Source organism: Bacteroides sp. Phil13 (assembly GCF_001940965.1).
GTDB classification, from domain to species: Bacteria; Bacteroidota; Bacteroidia; order Bacteroidales; family Bacteroidaceae; genus Bacteroides; species Bacteroides intestinalis.
In genome coordinates this window covers 389,874-405,347 of sequence record NZ_MSHA01000103.1, presented here as the reverse complement: position 1 = coordinate 405,347, position 15,474 = coordinate 389,874, and the positions used below count along the sequence as shown (strand labels likewise).

General features: G+C 47.5%; 11 protein-coding genes. 9 read left to right on the top strand and 2 right to left on the bottom strand.

Features of this window, described 5'->3' with window-relative positions; all coding sequences use genetic code 11:
• Window positions 1–23 precede the first annotated feature (23 nt).
• From BWI44_RS21670 to BWI44_RS21630, 9 genes are all read left to right on the top strand, one after another.
• Entirely contained in the window at window positions 24–1,592 is a 1,569-nt protein-coding gene (locus BWI44_RS21670; protein WP_286816395.1) for a hypothetical protein, read from the top strand.
• A gap of 62 nt (window positions 1,593–1,654) precedes the next feature.
• Window positions 1,655–2,146, top strand: a complete 492-nt coding sequence (locus BWI44_RS21665; RefSeq protein WP_138291176.1) for a PaaI family thioesterase — start codon at window positions 1,655–1,657, stop codon at window positions 2,144–2,146.
• Between the two features lie 278 nt (window positions 2,147–2,424).
• On the top strand, window positions 2,425–3,279 hold the full coding sequence (gene hisG, locus BWI44_RS21660; RefSeq protein ID WP_007217624.1) for an ATP phosphoribosyltransferase: 855 nt from the start codon (window positions 2,425–2,427) through the stop codon (window positions 3,277–3,279).
• Window positions 3,280–3,525: 246 nt separating this feature from the next.
• Entirely contained in the window at window positions 3,526–4,806 is a 1,281-nt protein-coding gene (hisD, locus tag BWI44_RS21655) for a histidinol dehydrogenase (protein ID WP_286816392.1), read from the top strand.
• Window positions 4,807–4,899: 93 nt separating this feature from the next.
• Window positions 4,900–5,937 (top strand): histidinol-phosphate transaminase, encoded by a 1,038-nt coding sequence (gene hisC, locus BWI44_RS21650; protein ID WP_115501652.1) that lies wholly within the window; start codon window positions 4,900–4,902, stop codon window positions 5,935–5,937.
• Window positions 5,930–7,081, top strand: a complete 1,152-nt coding sequence (hisB, locus tag BWI44_RS21645; RefSeq protein ID WP_286816391.1) for a bifunctional histidinol-phosphatase/imidazoleglycerol-phosphate dehydratase HisB — start codon at window positions 5,930–5,932, stop codon at window positions 7,079–7,081. The genes hisC and hisB overlap by 8 nt, the downstream gene beginning before the upstream one ends.
• 184 nt (window positions 7,082–7,265) lie before the next feature.
• On the top strand, window positions 7,266–8,759 hold the full coding sequence (locus BWI44_RS21640) for a TolC family protein (protein ID WP_007664060.1): 1,494 nt from the start codon (window positions 7,266–7,268) through the stop codon (window positions 8,757–8,759).
• Between the two features lie 134 nt (window positions 8,760–8,893).
• Window positions 8,894–10,255: a sigma-54-dependent transcriptional regulator gene (locus tag BWI44_RS21635; protein WP_044534331.1), complete on the top strand. Its 1,362-nt coding sequence runs from the start codon at window positions 8,894–8,896 to the stop codon at window positions 10,253–10,255.
• Between the two features lie 30 nt (window positions 10,256–10,285).
• Complete coding sequence (locus tag BWI44_RS21630) at window positions 10,286–11,599, top strand: sensor histidine kinase (RefSeq protein ID WP_286816388.1); 1,314 nt, start codon at window positions 10,286–10,288, stop codon at window positions 11,597–11,599.
• On the opposite strand, the gene aspD is transcribed toward BWI44_RS21630, so the two are convergent.
• Both aspD and aspT read right to left on the bottom strand, forming a co-directional pair.
• Window positions 11,586–13,208 (bottom strand): aspartate 4-decarboxylase, encoded by a 1,623-nt coding sequence (gene aspD / locus BWI44_RS21625; protein ID WP_286816386.1) that lies wholly within the window; start codon window positions 13,206–13,208, stop codon window positions 11,586–11,588. The genes BWI44_RS21630 and aspD overlap by 14 nt on opposite strands.
• Before the next feature lie 258 nt (window positions 13,209–13,466).
• Window positions 13,467–15,161, bottom strand: coding sequence for an aspartate-alanine antiporter (aspT, locus tag BWI44_RS21620; protein ID WP_195208167.1), 1,695 nt, complete (start codon window positions 15,159–15,161; stop codon window positions 13,467–13,469).
• Between the last annotated feature and the right edge of the window lie 313 nt (window positions 15,162–15,474).

Sequence of the window (15,474 nt, the reverse complement as noted above, 5' to 3'; positions counted from 1 at the left end):
CATATTGAAAAACACTATTGAATATGAGATACCGATTTATTTCTGAGAGATGTAAAATATTGGGTTTGCTTCTTCTGTTGGCAGCTGGTTCGACTGCACTTCGCGCCCAGGATCAGCCGGGCATTAAAAACATACGTACGGTGGTGTATGAGCCGCTACTGAAGGACACTGTGTGGGTGACCGGTAAGGTGGTGGATTATATCACATTCGTGAAGTATGACAGCAAAGGCCGTACGATGGTAGAGAACAGGCTGAAGCCGGATGGCAGTCCGCATGGCAAGCTGGTGTATGTGTATAACTCTGCCGGACAGGTGTCGCGCGAGATTTATGCGACTGCGGACAGGGGAGTCAGCGATTGCTGGAATTATACGTATGATGAAAAGGGGCGTTTGAATAGCATTGTCTCTATGAACGGGCAGGAAGATACGCTTCAGATTGTTTCTGCGCTGTACGATGAAGCGGGAAAGGTGTTGAAAAAGTACTCCAAAGACTATGTGAAAAACAGGTCATGGGGCAGACAAGTGCTGTACAATGCGGAGGGAATGCCGGAAAAAGTAATCCTGATAGATGGTTCGGATGGAAATATGGAACGTGTGGGAGAATACCGGGTTGAAAGTTGGGATACACTGACTCTGAAAAGAATGGGCGCACTACGGTTCGGGAAGATGCGGGTGGTAAAAGAGGATAATCAGAAGAATCCGATTCGGAAGATAGATGAAGCGGGTAACTGGACAGAGCGTTTTGAAGGTTGCAATGAGTATGGAGAACCGAATTTCATTATCCGTAGAGATATAGAGTATGCAGACGGTGGAAATGACTGGGAGAAAATACCCGTGCGCGGTAAATTGAAGAAGGTACAGCAAAGGTCGTACGTTGCTATCGCCAAAGGTCCGCAGGCTGTGGATAAGGGAGAGAAGAAAGGACAGTTCTTTGTTTACGAGTTTGGTGAAAACGGACGGAAAATAAAAGAGGAACGGTTTACGGAAGCGGGAGTATGCCGGGAAAAGATTCAGTATGAATATGATGAGACTGGGAATTTGTTGAAAGAAAGCCATTATACACCGGCGGGGGTACTGACGGTAAACAAGAATTATGGATATGATAAAGAAGGGCGTCTCAGACATTGTTCGATACTGGATGATAAGGGTGAAATTATGCAACGGGATATATTTCGCTACGACATAGAAGGTAATATGGTACAGGAAGCCGGTTACCTGACGAATGGAACAAAATGCAGTGAGTTCCGTTATATGTATGATTCCTATGGGCAGCAAATAGAGCGGAAAGTGCTGTTGCAACCCGAAGGAGTTGATTCGGTTGGCTCTGTCCGGAGAGGCTATAATTTTCAGGGGCGTGTAGTGTTCGAGGAATATTTTTCACCGGATGGTACACCTCAAAGCCAGCATACGTACCGGTACAATACCAAAGGGGAACTGATTTCCGGAACAGAGCGTCCGGAAGGGCAAACCGAAGAAGTGAAATATGTCTATAAATTCCATAATGACGATCAGGGGAACTGGAAAATCAGAATTAAGTATATAGACGATGTGCCTGTGGTGTACGAAGAGCGTGAATATACATATTATAATTAATCCGCGTTCGTCCGCTTTATTCGCGTCGTCCGCGTACCCATTAAAAATAAAAACGAAATTGTATGAAGAAGATTATTAACCCGTGGAAAGATTTGGAAGGATACAATTGTTTCGGTTGTGCTCCCAATAATGAGTCCGGTGTGAAAATGGAGTTTTACGAGGATGGCGATGAGGTGGTAAGCCTCTGGAAACCGCGTCCTGAGTATCAGGGTTGGCTGAATACGCTGCATGGTGGCATTCAGTCGGTGTTGCTGGATGAAATTTGCGGATGGGTGGTAGTGCGTAAGTTGCAGACAAGCGGGGTGACTTCGAAGATGGAAACTCGTTTTCGTAAACCGGTGTCGACTACAGACTCACATGTAGTGTTGCGGGCTTCCATACGCGAGCAGAAGCGAAATATCGTGATTATCGACGCGAAACTTTATAATGAGGCGGGAGAGGTGTGCTCGGAGGCGGTATGCACTTACTTCACTTTCCCGAAGGAGAAGGCGGAACAGGAAATGCACTTTCATCACTGCGATGTGGAGAAGGAGGAAATTTTGCCGCTGATTTGATTGATGAAACTAAGAAAATGATAGGAAAACGAAACTTTTTGTGATAAATCTTTGGAAGTTTCAAACAGATAGTTTACTTTTGTCGCATCAAAACAAAAGAATTGTATGAAAAATATTGTTGCACATCATCACCATCATCATTACCTGACGAATAATCGGTAGGCGTATGATTGTATGTGCATAATGAATAAACATATAAATGACGAGGCTTGCCGGATAATGGCAAGCCTCGTTTTTTGTTTTCAAGAATAAATCATAAATTAAAAATCATAAATCTTATGTTATTAAGAATTGCAGTACAAGCTAAAGGTCGTCTTTATGACGAGACGATGTCATTTCTGGGAGAGTCGGATATCAAATTGAATGCAGTGAAACGTTCATTGCTGGTACAATCGTCTAATTTCCCTGTAGAGGTATTATTCTTGCGTGATGATGATATTCCGCAGTCAGTGGCAACAGGCGTGGCAGATATAGGTATCGTAGGTGAGAATGAATATGTGGAGAAGAATGAAAATGCAGAGATTGTAAAGCGTCTCGGATTCAGCAAATGCCGTTTGTCACTGGCAATTCCGAAGGATATCGAATATCCGGGTGTGCAGTGGTTTGAAGGACGGAAGATTGCGACGTCGTATCCGGGTATCCTCAGTACATTTCTGAAAACACAGAATGTGAGTGCGGAGATACACGTGATTACGGGTTCCGTAGAAGTGGCACCGGGCATCGGACTGGCGGACGCGATTTTTGATATTGTAAGTTCGGGGTCTACGCTGGTGAGCAACCGGTTGAGAGAAGTGGAAGTGGTGATGAAATCGGAAGCACTGCTGATTGGTAACAGGAATCTGTGTGACGAGAAAAAGGAAATCCTGAAAGAGTTGCTTTTCCGTATGGATGCTGTGAAGACAGCGGAAGATAAGAAGTATGTGCTGATGAATGCACCGAAAGAACGTTTGGAAGAGATTATCCAGGTGCTTCCGGGTATGAAGAGTCCGACGGTGATGCCGTTGGCACAGGAGGGCTGGTGCTCAGTTCATACGGTGCTGGATGAAAAGTGCTTCTGGGAGATTATCGGAAAACTGAAGTCGCTGGGGGCAGAAGGAATTTTGGTGCTGCCGATTGAAAAAATGATATTGTGATGTACTTTTCTTTTGTCTTGAGACAAAAGAAAAGATACCAAAAGAAAAACTCAAGGCTGCACTTCCGGAGCTACTCCGGTAGCATTTTCAGCTAAAGGGCAGGAACTCGCTACGCTCAAACAGCCTGCCCTTCTTGACGCTGAAAATACTACCTGCGTTTGACGCTCCTGCAGTGAGGCCGGGGGATCATTCGGGGTGATGGTGTAGGGATGATGGTGTAGAATGAATATAAAAATGGAATAGGGTATGAAATTAATAAATAATCCGGATAGATCACAGTGGGCGGAGATATTGAAACGTCCGGTGATGAATACTGAGAATCTGTTCGATACAGTGCGGGAGATTATAGACCGCGTGAAGTCGGACGGTGACCGTGCGGTGCTGGAGATGGAGGCAAAGTTTGATAAGGCGGAGCTGACATCACTGGCGGTGACGGAGGCGGAACTGAAAGATGCGGAGACGCTGGTGGATGAAAAGCTGAAGGCGGCTATCCGCCTGGCTAAACAGAATATAGAGACTTTTCACGCTGCACAGCGCTTTGAGGGCAAGAAGGTGGAAACCATGCCGGGCGTGACGTGCTGGCAAAAGGCGGTGGCTATTGAAAAGGTGGGATTGTATATTCCCGGAGGAACGGCTCCTCTGTTCTCTACGGTGCTGATGCTGGCTGTGCCTGCGAAAATTGCGGGTTGCAAGGAGATTGTGCTTTGTACGCCGCCGGATAAGGAAGGAAGGGTGCATCCTGCTATTCTTTTTGCCGCACAGGTGGCAGGGGTGAACAGGATATTCAAGGCAGGTGGTGTGCAGGCTATTGCTTCGATGGCTTACGGAACGGAAAGCGTGCCGAAGGTTTATAAGATATTCGGTCCGGGAAACCAGTATGTGACGGCAGCGAAGCAGTTGGTCAGTCTGCGTGATGTAGCGATTGATATGCCTGCTGGTCCGTCGGAAGTGGAAGTGCTGGCGGATGAAACGGCGAATCCGGTATTTGTAGCTGCGGATCTGCTGAGCCAGGCTGAACACGGTGTGGACAGTCAGGCAATGCTGATTACCACTTCGGAGGCTTTGCAACAGGCTGTGAAAGAGGAAGTAGAACGTCAGTTGGAACTTCTGCCCCGTAAGGAAATTGCGGAGAAATCTCTTGCCAACAGTAAGCTTATTGTGGTGAAGGATATGGAAGAGGCCATCGAACTGACGAACGAATATGCGCCCGAACACCTGATTGTGGAAACTGCGGATTATATGCAGGTGGCAGAACGTGTGGTGAATGCGGGTTCCGTCTTCTTGGGATCACTCTCACCGGAAAGTGCGGGAGACTATGCTTCGGGAACGAATCATACCTTGCCGACGAACGGATATGCGAAAGCTTATAGCGGTGTGAGCCTGGACAGCTTTATCCGCAAGATAACGTTTCAGGAAATCCGTCCGGAAGGTATGAGGAATATCGGTCCTGCTATTGAAGAGATGGCGGCGAACGAACATCTGGATGCGCACAAAAATGCGGTAACAGTGAGATTAAAAACAATATAGAATACAAATTACATGAATTACACGAATAAGGGTAAAGATGAAATTTGTGTAATTCGCGTAAATAGTGTTCAATACTTTATCATATTATAGATCATGAAAACATTGCAAGAACTGACCCGTCCGAATATCTGGAAGCTGAAACCTTATTCTTCGGCACGTGATGAATATAAAGGTGTAACGGCATCGGTGTTTCTCGATGCAAACGAGAACCCGTACAACCTGCCGCACAATCGCTATCCTGACCCGATGCAGTGGGAGCTGAAAACGGAACTTTCCAAAATAAAGAAGGTGTCTCCCGATCATATTTTCCTGGGCAATGGTAGTGACGAGGCTATTGATCTTGTCTTCCGTGCTTTCTGTGAGCCGGGAGTGGACAATGTGGTGGCTATCGATCCTACTTACGGCATGTATCAGGTATGTGCTGATGTGAATAATGTGGAGTATCGCAAAGTCCTGCTCGACGAGCATTTCCAGTTCTCGGCAGATAAGTTGCTGGCAGCTGCGGATGAACGGACGAAGCTGATTTTCCTGTGTTCGCCTAATAATCCGACCGGAAACGATTTGTTGCGCAGTGAGATAGAGAAGTTGCTGCGTGAGTTTGAAGGGCTGGTGATACTGGATGAGGCGTACAGTGACTTTTCAGAATCCCCGTCGTTCTTGCTGGATTTAGATAAATATCCGAATCTTGTTGTGTTCCAGACTTTCTCTAAAGCATGGGGCTGTGCGGCTATCCGCCTGGGAATGGCGTTTGCTTCTACGGAAATCATCGGTATCCTGAGCAAGATAAAGTACCCTTATAATGTGAACCAACTGACTCAGAAACAGGCAATAGAAATGTTGCATAAGTACTATGAGATAGAGCGTTGGGTGAAGAGGCTGAAAGAGGAACGCGAGGATTTGGAGAAACGTTTTTCCGAACTGCCGTTGACGGTGGAAGTCTTTCCGTCTGATGCCAATTTCTTCCTGGCACGGGTGACGGATGCGGTGAAAATCTATAATTATCTAGTAGGAGAGGGGATCATCGTCCGCAATCGTAATTCAATATCACTTTGTGGCAACTGCCTGCGTGTGACGGTAGGCACGAGAATGGAGAATGATAAACTGATAGAAGCGTTGAAAAGCTATGAGTAAAAAAGTATTATTTATAGACCGTGACGGGACTTTGGTGATTGAACCGCCCGTAGATTACCAGTTGGATTCGCTGGAAAAGTTGGAGTTTTATCCCAAAGTGATGCGTAACTTGGGCTTCATCCGTAGCAAATTGGATTTCGAATTTGCGATGGTGACCAATCAGGATGGGTTGGGCACGGCATCTTTCCCGGAAGAAACTTTCTGGCCTGCGCATAACCTGATGATGAAGACGCTGGAAGGTGAAGGGATTACGTTTGATGAAATCTTCATCGACCGTAGCATGCCGGAAGATATGGCACCTACCCGGAAGCCGCGCACAGGGATGCTGACGAAGTATCTGAATAATCCGGAGTATGATCTTGCTGGAAGCTTTGTTATCGGTGACCGTCCGACGGATGTGGAGCTGGCTAAGAACTTGGGTTGCCGGGCTATTTTTTTGCAGAATGATACTGCATTGCTGAAACCGGAATCCGAAGGTGGAACTGCTGCCTGCGAAGGTCTGGAAGAGGTATGTGCCCTTGTCACGAAAGATTGGGATAAAATTGCCGAATTCCTTTTTGCCGGAGAACGGAAAGCGGAAGTACGCCGTACAACAAAGGAAACGGACATTTTCGTGTCTCTGAATCTGGATGGTAACGGTGCCTGTGACATCCATACCGGACTGGGTTTCTTCGATCACATGCTGGAACAAATAGGCAAGCATGGCGGTTTGGACCTGACGATCCATGTGAAAGGTGATTTGGAAGTGGATGAGCATCACACCATAGAAGACACTGCGATTGCATTAGGCGATTGCATCTATCAGGCATTGGGAAATAAGCGTGGTATCGAGCGTTATGGCTATGCCCTGACGATGGATGACTGCCTTTGCCAGGTTTGCCTGGACTTCGGCGGACGTCCCTGGCTGGTATGGGATGCAGAGTTCATTCGTGAAAAGATTGGTGAAATGCCGACAGAAATGTTCCTGCATTTCTTCAAATCCCTGAGCGATGCTGCCAAGATGAATCTGAATGTAAAAGCGGAAGGCCAGAACGAGCACCATAAGATAGAAGGCATTTTCAAAGCGCTGGCCCGCGCTATAAAGATGGCGGTGAAGAGGGATATCTATCACTTTGAATTGCCGAGTTCGAAGGGAGTGCTTTAATCTAAATATTAAGTATAGCTATGCAGAGTCACAGCGTAGCTTATACTTAATACTTCATATTTCTCTCACCGTTCAGAAATGGACATCCCCACTGTCCGATAATGAACACCTATCCCTGCCCAGAAGCATCCTGGCGCTTTGGCACGCTCTTTGCTTTTCTGTTTACAACTATTTTTTGATAAACATGAAAAGGAATATTTTACTCGCAGCTTGGATGCTATTTCCGTTCGCCGCTTTTGCACAGAACGATACATTGACAAACGAACGTGAACGTCTCATCACTTTAAATGAAGCGATAGCTTTGGCACGTACCCAGTCAGTGGATGCCGCCGTAGCGCTGAATGAATTGAAGACTTCATACTGGGAATATCGTACTTTCCGTGCCGACCTGTTACCGGAAGTGAATCTGAACGGTACTTTACCCAATTACAATAAATCTTACAGTAGATATCAAAACTCGGATGGTTCCTACTCATTCGTGCGTAACAATACGCTGGGACTTTCCGGAACGCTCTCCATAGACCAGAACTTATGGTTTACGGGCGGTAAACTGTCACTGGCCTCTTCTCTTGAATATATCAAGCAATTAGGCTCCGGAGGAGATAAACGGTTTATGTCCGTCCCCGTAAGCCTGGAATTGACGCAACCTATCTTTGGAGTGAATAACTTGAAGTGGAACCGCCGTATCGAACCGGTGAGATATGCAGAAGCAAAAGCCGCTTTTATCACGGCTACGGAACAGGTGACGATGAAGACAATCACTTATTTCTTCAATCTGCTGCTGGCTAAAGAAAATCTGAAAACTGCTCACCAGAATAAAGTGAATGCCGACCGCCTCTATGAAGTGGCGATGGCAAAGCGCAAGATGGGGCAGATTTCAGAAAATGACTTGTTACAGTTGAAGTTAAATGCTTTGCAGGGCAAGGCGGACGTGACGGAAGCGGAGAGTAACCTGAATGCGAAGATGTTCCAGTTGCGTTCCTTCCTCGGTTTGTCGGAGGACGAGAATCTGAATCCGATATTGCCGAGCTCGGCACCGGATATGAAGATGGAATATAATCTTGTATTGAACAAGGCTTTGGATCGGAACTCGTTTGCACAGAATATCCGTCGCCGCCAGTTGGAAGCAGATTATGAAGTGGCTACGGCCCGTGGAAATCTGCGCAGCATAGACTTGTTTGCCAGCGTGGGGTATACGGGGCAGAATCGTGATTTTACTTCCGCTTACAAAGATCTGCTCGATAACCAGATTGTACAGGTAGGTGTGAAAGTTCCTATTTTGGACTGGGGAAAACGCCGAGGAAAAGTGCGTGTGGCAAAGAGTAACCGTGAAGTGGTGCTTTCCAGAATCCGGCAAGAACAGATGGACTTCAATCAGGATATCTTCCTGCTCGTAGCGAACTTCAATAATCAGGCACAACAATTGGGTATTGCACAGGAAGCTGACGGCATTGCCGAGAAACGTTATAAAACCAGTGTGGAAACCTTTATGATCGGACAAATCAGTACGCTGGACCTGAACGACGCACAGAAATCAAAAGATGAAGCAAGACAGAAACATATTTCCGAGCTCTATTATTATTGGTACTATTTCTATCAAATCCGCAGTTTGACACTTTGGGATTTTGAACGGAATTGCGAACTGGAGGCGGACTTTGAAGAAATTGTGAGAGACTGAGTTTGAGTTATGAGTTATGAATAATAACTTATAACTCATAACCGTTTTTCGCTTGTTATTGAAAAAAACAGTGTTATTCTGTGCTTTCTGTGTGAAATCGTTTATTTTTGCAAACCATAAAACAACGAAATCTTATGATACTGATAATCGATGATGATAGTGCCGTACGTTCTTCCCTCAGTTTTATGCTGAAACGTGCAGGATATGAGGCGCAAACTGTTCCCGGACCGCGCGAAGCAATGGATGTGGTGCGTGTCGAGGCACCTGCCCTCATTTTGATGGACATGAACTTCACCCTTTCCACAACGGGAGAAGAGGGATTGACTTTGCTGAAGCAAGTGAAAATATTCCGCCCTGATGTACCCGTTATCCTGATGACAGCATGGGGTAGTATACAACTTGCCGTGCAGGGTATGCAGGCAGGCGCGTTCGACTTTATCACGAAGCCGTGGAACAATGCTGCTTTGCTGCAACGCATCGAGACAGCCCTTGAACTGACTGCCGTCCCGAAAGATGCACCGGAAGAACAGAGTGAGACGTTGAACCGCAGCCATATCATCGGAAAATCTCAGGGATTGATGGAAGTGTTGAATACGGTGGCACGCATTGCGCGTACCAATGCTTCGGTGCTGATTACCGGTGAGAGTGGAACAGGTAAGGAATTGATTGCCGAAGCCATCCACATCAACAGCCAGCGGGTGAAACAGCCGTTTGTAAAAGTCAACCTGGGTGGTATCTCGCAGAGTCTTTTTGAAAGTGAAATGTTCGGTCATAAGAAAGGTGCTTTTACGGATGCGACAACAGACCGTGTAGGGCGCTTTGAACTTGCCAACAAGGGTACTATCTTCTTGGATGAAATTGGTGACCTTGATCCTTCCTGCCAGGTGAAACTGCTTCGTGTATTGCAGGATCAGACGTTTGAAGTGCTGGGTGACAGCCGTCCCCGCAAGACGGATATCCGTGTGGTATCCGCCACCAATGCCGACCTCCGCAAGATGGTATCGGAACGTACATTCCGCGAAGATTTGTTCTATCGTATCAATCTGATAACCGTTAAGCTGCCTGCCCTTCGCGAACGCCGTGAAGATATTCCTTTGCTGGCACGTCACTTTGCCGACCGTCAGGCAGAGATCAACGGACTACCCCGCACGGAATTTTCGGCAGATGCCCTGAACTTCCTTTCCCGTTTGCCTTATCCGGGAAATATCCGTGAATTGAAGAACCTTGTGGAGCGTACGATTCTCGTCAGCGGGAAGCCGACACTGGATGCTTCGGATTTCGATGCACAATATCTGCGTCATGATGAACCGATGAAGGCCTCGGAATCATCGTCTCTGGCAGGCATGACGCTGGATGAAATAGAGCGTCAGACTATTTTGCAGGCACTCGATCGCCATAAGGGAAATCTCAGTCAGGTAGCTATGACACTCGGCATCAGTCGTGCCGCGCTCTATCGCCGACTGGAAAAGTTTAATATAACAGTTAATGAAAAGTGATTTAATCATTAACTCCTAATCACTACTATCGTGAGAATAAAGTTCTATTTCTCCATACTTGTCCTCTTCCTCCTGGGGTTAGGTGGTGCTCTTCTCTACTTGGCGAAGGGGATGCAGCTATTGCATCTTTACATTGTAGAGGGGATCATTGCGTGTATCCTGGTGTTTCTGGTTGTCTTTTACCGTAAGATCGTGAAGCCGATGAATATTATCGGCAGCGGCATGGAATTACTGCGCGAACAGGACTTCAGCAGCAGGCTCAGCAAAGTAGGGCAATACGAGTCGGACCGCATTGTAAATGTGTTCAACCGTATGATGGAGCAATTGAAGAACGAACGTTTGCGTCTGCGCGAGCAAAACCATTTTCTGGACTTGCTAATCCAGGCTTCGCCGATGGGAGTTGTCATTACCACACTGAACGGTGAAATATCCCAGCTTAATCCGATGGGATTGAAGATGATGGGAGTACGTCTGGAAGAGATTATGGGAAAGAAAATAGAGAATATAGACTCTCCTTTGGCTGAAGAACTGGCGAATATCTCAAAAGATCAGACGGCAGTAGTGCGTCTGAATGACTCGAATATCTATAAATGTACCCATTCCTCCTTTATCGACAGAGGTTTTCATCATCCTTTCTATCTGATAGAGAAGATGACGGACGAGGTGATGCGTGCTGAAAAGAAAGCGTATGAGAAGGTGATCCGCATGATTGCGCACGAGGTGAACAATACGACGGCGGGTATTACATCTACTCTCGATACTGTGGAGCAAGCCCTTTCCACCGAAGAGGATATGGAGGATATCTGCGATGTAATGCGCGTTTGTACCGAGCGTTGCTTCTCTATGAGTCGCTTTATCACCCGTTTTGCCGATGTCGTGAAGATTCCTGAGCCCACCTTGGTTACGGGCAAACTGAATGAACTGGCTTCCACATGTAAACGCTTTATGGAGGGTATGTGCAACGACCGGAATATCCTTCTCTGGCTGGAATGTGATCCGAAGCTGGAACCGGTACGCTTTGATGCGGCATTGCTGGAACAGGTATTGGTGAATATTATCAAGAATGCTGCGGAAAGTATCGAACATGCGCCCGAAGGAACGATCCAGCAGGGTAGGGTTGTAGTCCGTACAATCGCTCCTACCACGATTGAAGTGGTAGATAATGGCCCCGGTATAACAAAAGAGACTGAAGCAAAGCTCTTCAGTCCCTTCTTTTCCACTAAACCGAACGGGCAGGGAATCGGTCTGGTGTTTATTCGCGAGGTGCTTACCCGTCATGGGTGTACGTTCTCTCTACGCACGTATAGTGATGGGTTGACACGGTTCCGCATTATTTTTCCGTAGTCTTTTTCCATGCCTTTGCGTATTCGTCAAGAATCCGCTTGATGCCCTGGCCGATGACCACATAGTCCCTTTCGTTCAGGTTGGCAAGCGAGGCGCGTATGCTCCATTCCGGTCCATCGAAACCACCGCCGTTCAGCAGGACGAGAGACGTTTCTTTCGCCAGGCGGAATACGACGTTCAGCGGGCTGTAGGTACGTTTCAGGTATTCTACGAAATCATCTCCATAGAATTTCTTTGCCCATACCAGCATGTCGATCTCTGTATAATACCCTACACGGAGTGGGTCTTTTATCAACGTGAATCCCGTATTATCCCACAAGGCATGCAGACGTTTTTCAATGATTTCCATCATCTTCAGTTTATATTTATTTTCCTTATCCAGCAGGGCGAAGGAAGCGAATAAACTCATTTGCATCTGTTGGGGTAATGACAGGCCGGCGGTATGGTTTAGTGCAACCTGTCGGCTGTCGGCTACCATGCGGTCGATAAACTTCATTTTTTCGGGATGCAGAGTCAGACTTGAGTAACGGCGGTTCAGCGCATTGCGTTTATCTTCCGGCAGGCGGGCGATTTGCTTGTCGTAGATGTTGTCTTCGTGCAGGGCGATGACAGCATCACGCCAACCGGTAGCTCCGAAATATTTGGAGAAGGAATAGACACAAAGCGTATTGTGTGGCAGTTCAGCCATGAATGAGCGGAAGTGCGGGCTGAATGTGCCGTATACATCATCCGTGATAACCATCAGGTTGGGGTTATCATTCTTCACGATATCAACAATACGTGCCATCGTCTCCGGGCTGAGGGCGTAACTGGGCGGATTGCTGGGATTGGTCACGAAGAGCGCTTTGATGGCGGAATCTTTCAGGCGGTCGATGTCCTTGTCATTGTATTGCCAGAGGTGGAATCCGTCGTCCGTCATGCGGTCGGCATGCAGTTCTATCATGTTGAACTGGTAGCGACTCAGTTGCGGAATTTCAATGTAGGGGGTGAAAGCGGGCACCATCAGGGCGATACCGTCACCTTTATCCAGCAGGAAGTTCTCCTGGAGGGAATCGAAGAGGTAACACATGGCGGCGGTTCCGCCTTCGGTGGCAAAGAGGTCGAATGTGCCGCGTGGAGGGCGGTTATCGCACATTTCTTGCGACAGATAATCTTGCACCAGTATTTCGGTGAAGTGCAGGATGCGGTCGGGCACAGGGTACTGGTCGCCGATGACGGCTTCTGCCCATTCATGTACCAGGGAGTCGGGGTCGGCGGCATGTTGCATTAACAGGTAGTTATAGGTTTGCTCCAGGAGTTTGGCGCCGTGGGCGGTATTGTTTTTTTTGAGGAATGCTTCGAAGCGGGAGGCAATGCCGGACTTTTCGGGAATGCCGGCAATGCCTTCGGGGAGGTTCATGACGCGGCGACATTCTTCCAGTCCGAACTGTCCCAGGAGGAAGAAGGCCTCGCGAGGGGTGGTAGCAATCCAGTTAGGGTTACCGCGTCCGGCGTTCAGCATGGTGCGGGCAGTTTTCTTCAGGCTTTCATCAGCCATATCGATCAATTGATTCTTCAGCTCGAATGGGCTGATGGTCTCCATTTTCTTTTCAAAATTCTTAGTATCCATATTGTTAAGTTTAAGTTTGTATCTTATAAATTCTTCGGGTGCGGTAAACTAATCTTGCGGCTGCAGGAAACTAATCTCTGCGTTGCAAGAAATTATTCATACTATAATTATTATTGTTTCTTACAATAGCTGTTATACTATCTTACAACAATTGTTGTATGAATAATTATATGCATCTCCGGGATTAGTTTCATGCATCGCAGATATTAGTTCTCCATATCGCAGATATTAGCTTTTCATCTGATGAAGATTTATCGTTTAAACCATGAGCACAATGGCAACACCCCATATTATCAATAAGGTATTTCCTACGGCATACGTCACCGTATAACCCAGCGCAGGCGTCTCACTCTCCACTGCATCTTGTATCGCTCCCAGTGCGGCGGTCGTTGTACGTGCTCCGGCACAGCATCCCAGTGTTATTGCAGGGTGGAATTTGAAGACGTATTTACCCAGTAGCAGACCGATAATCAACGGCAGGGTAGTGGCTATGGCACCTACAATGAACAAACTGAGTCCGACATCCCGGAAACCTTGTACGAAACTCGGTCCGGCGGCTATTCCCACTACGGCGATGAACATATTCAGCCCTACATTATTCAGTACCCACAGGGAAGGTTCGGGGATACGTCCGAACGTAGGATGCTTGCTGCGCAGCCAACCGAAGAATAATCCGGCTATCAATGCGCCTCCACTCGTACTCAGACTGATGGGAACACCACCGATGTGGATGGATAATGCACCGAACAAGCCACCTATCAGAATACCTAATCCGACGAATATCATATCCGTTTGGTGGGTAGGCCGGTCCACATATCCTATTTGTACAGCGGCACTTTCCACTTCCTGCTTGGTGCCTACTACTTCGATGACGTCACCGGCATCCAATTTGGTCTGTGCCAGTACGGGTATTTCAATTCCCGCACGCTTGATGCTGCGGATGCTGACGCCATGCATGAATTTATGCCGGCGGATATTCGCCACAGTCTTTCCGGCGAACGTTTTCTTTGTGACCGTGACAGGTAACGTTTCTGCCGGGAAATCGAGTAACTGCGCGTCCTGTACTTCTTCGCCTATCCAGTCCTCTTCGCCGATAACGAATTCACGGCGTCCGCTGAGAACGACTTCGTCTCCTATATTCAATACGGTATTCGGGGCTACATCCCGAACGACTCCTTGCTTGCGCAGGCGCTCTACGAACAGGCGTTTACCATCTTTCTGGAAGTACATTTCCAGGTCTATCACCCGGCGGCCTTGTTTGAACCATTCGTTTTCTATCTTGTAGGCGCGGAAGGTTACGGGACGTGCGGCGTGCATGAATCCCGGTTCGTCTGCTTCGGAACTACCCATTTTGGCTTCCAGATCTTTGCAGGCGGCTTTCACTTTCTCTAGTCCGCCCAATAGTTTGGGGCCGAGGGAGGAGAGCACCCAGGCTGAACCTGCCGTACCGAAAACGTAAGTCACAGCGTATGATACGGGGATGATATTGATATAGCTTTGGCGTTGCGCTTCGTCCAGCCCCATGTTTGCCATGGTGTCTTCGGCTACTCCGATGACGGCGGAGATGGTTTGCGAACCTGCCAGTAATCCGGCGGCTTCACCGGGATTGTAGCCCATCACGAGGGCGAGAAGCCAGGTCACTACCAATACGGATACACACATCAGTACGGCAAAGCCTACCTGGGGGAGTCCGTCTTTTTTCAGTCCGCGGAAGAACTGCGGCCCTACTTTATACCCGACGGCGAACAGAAAGAGAAGAAAGAACACGGATTTGATGGGGCCTGGCACGTCAATCTTCAACTGTCCTACCAATACGCCTACAAGCAGTACGCTTGTGACCGTCCCCAAGCTGAACTTCCCGATGCGTAGCTTGCCAAGCCAGAACCCCAGGAACAGGGTGAGGAATATGGCAAGTTCGGGGCGCTCCCTGAGCTGGTTTATTATCCATTCCATAATTAAGTTGTTTAGGTTATTAATTGGTTTTCGATGCTTTTGGCGTCGTTTAAGACATATACAACAGCCTGCAAAAGGAAGTGTTTTGTGCAAAAGTGGTTTTTTAGAACATTTATTCAGTAAAACTGGACTTTCTAAAAAAGTTTTCTTGTGTACCTTTGCGAGCACATTTGCTAATTCAGTGCAGAGCGCTGAATTAAGTGACGAGCTACAAGCTACAGGCTACAAGTTCCTTTCGGTGTAATAGTTGGGGGGAGCAAGAGATTGCTTGCTGTATCATTTGCTTATAGGAAGCAGAACTTGTGCCTGTCGG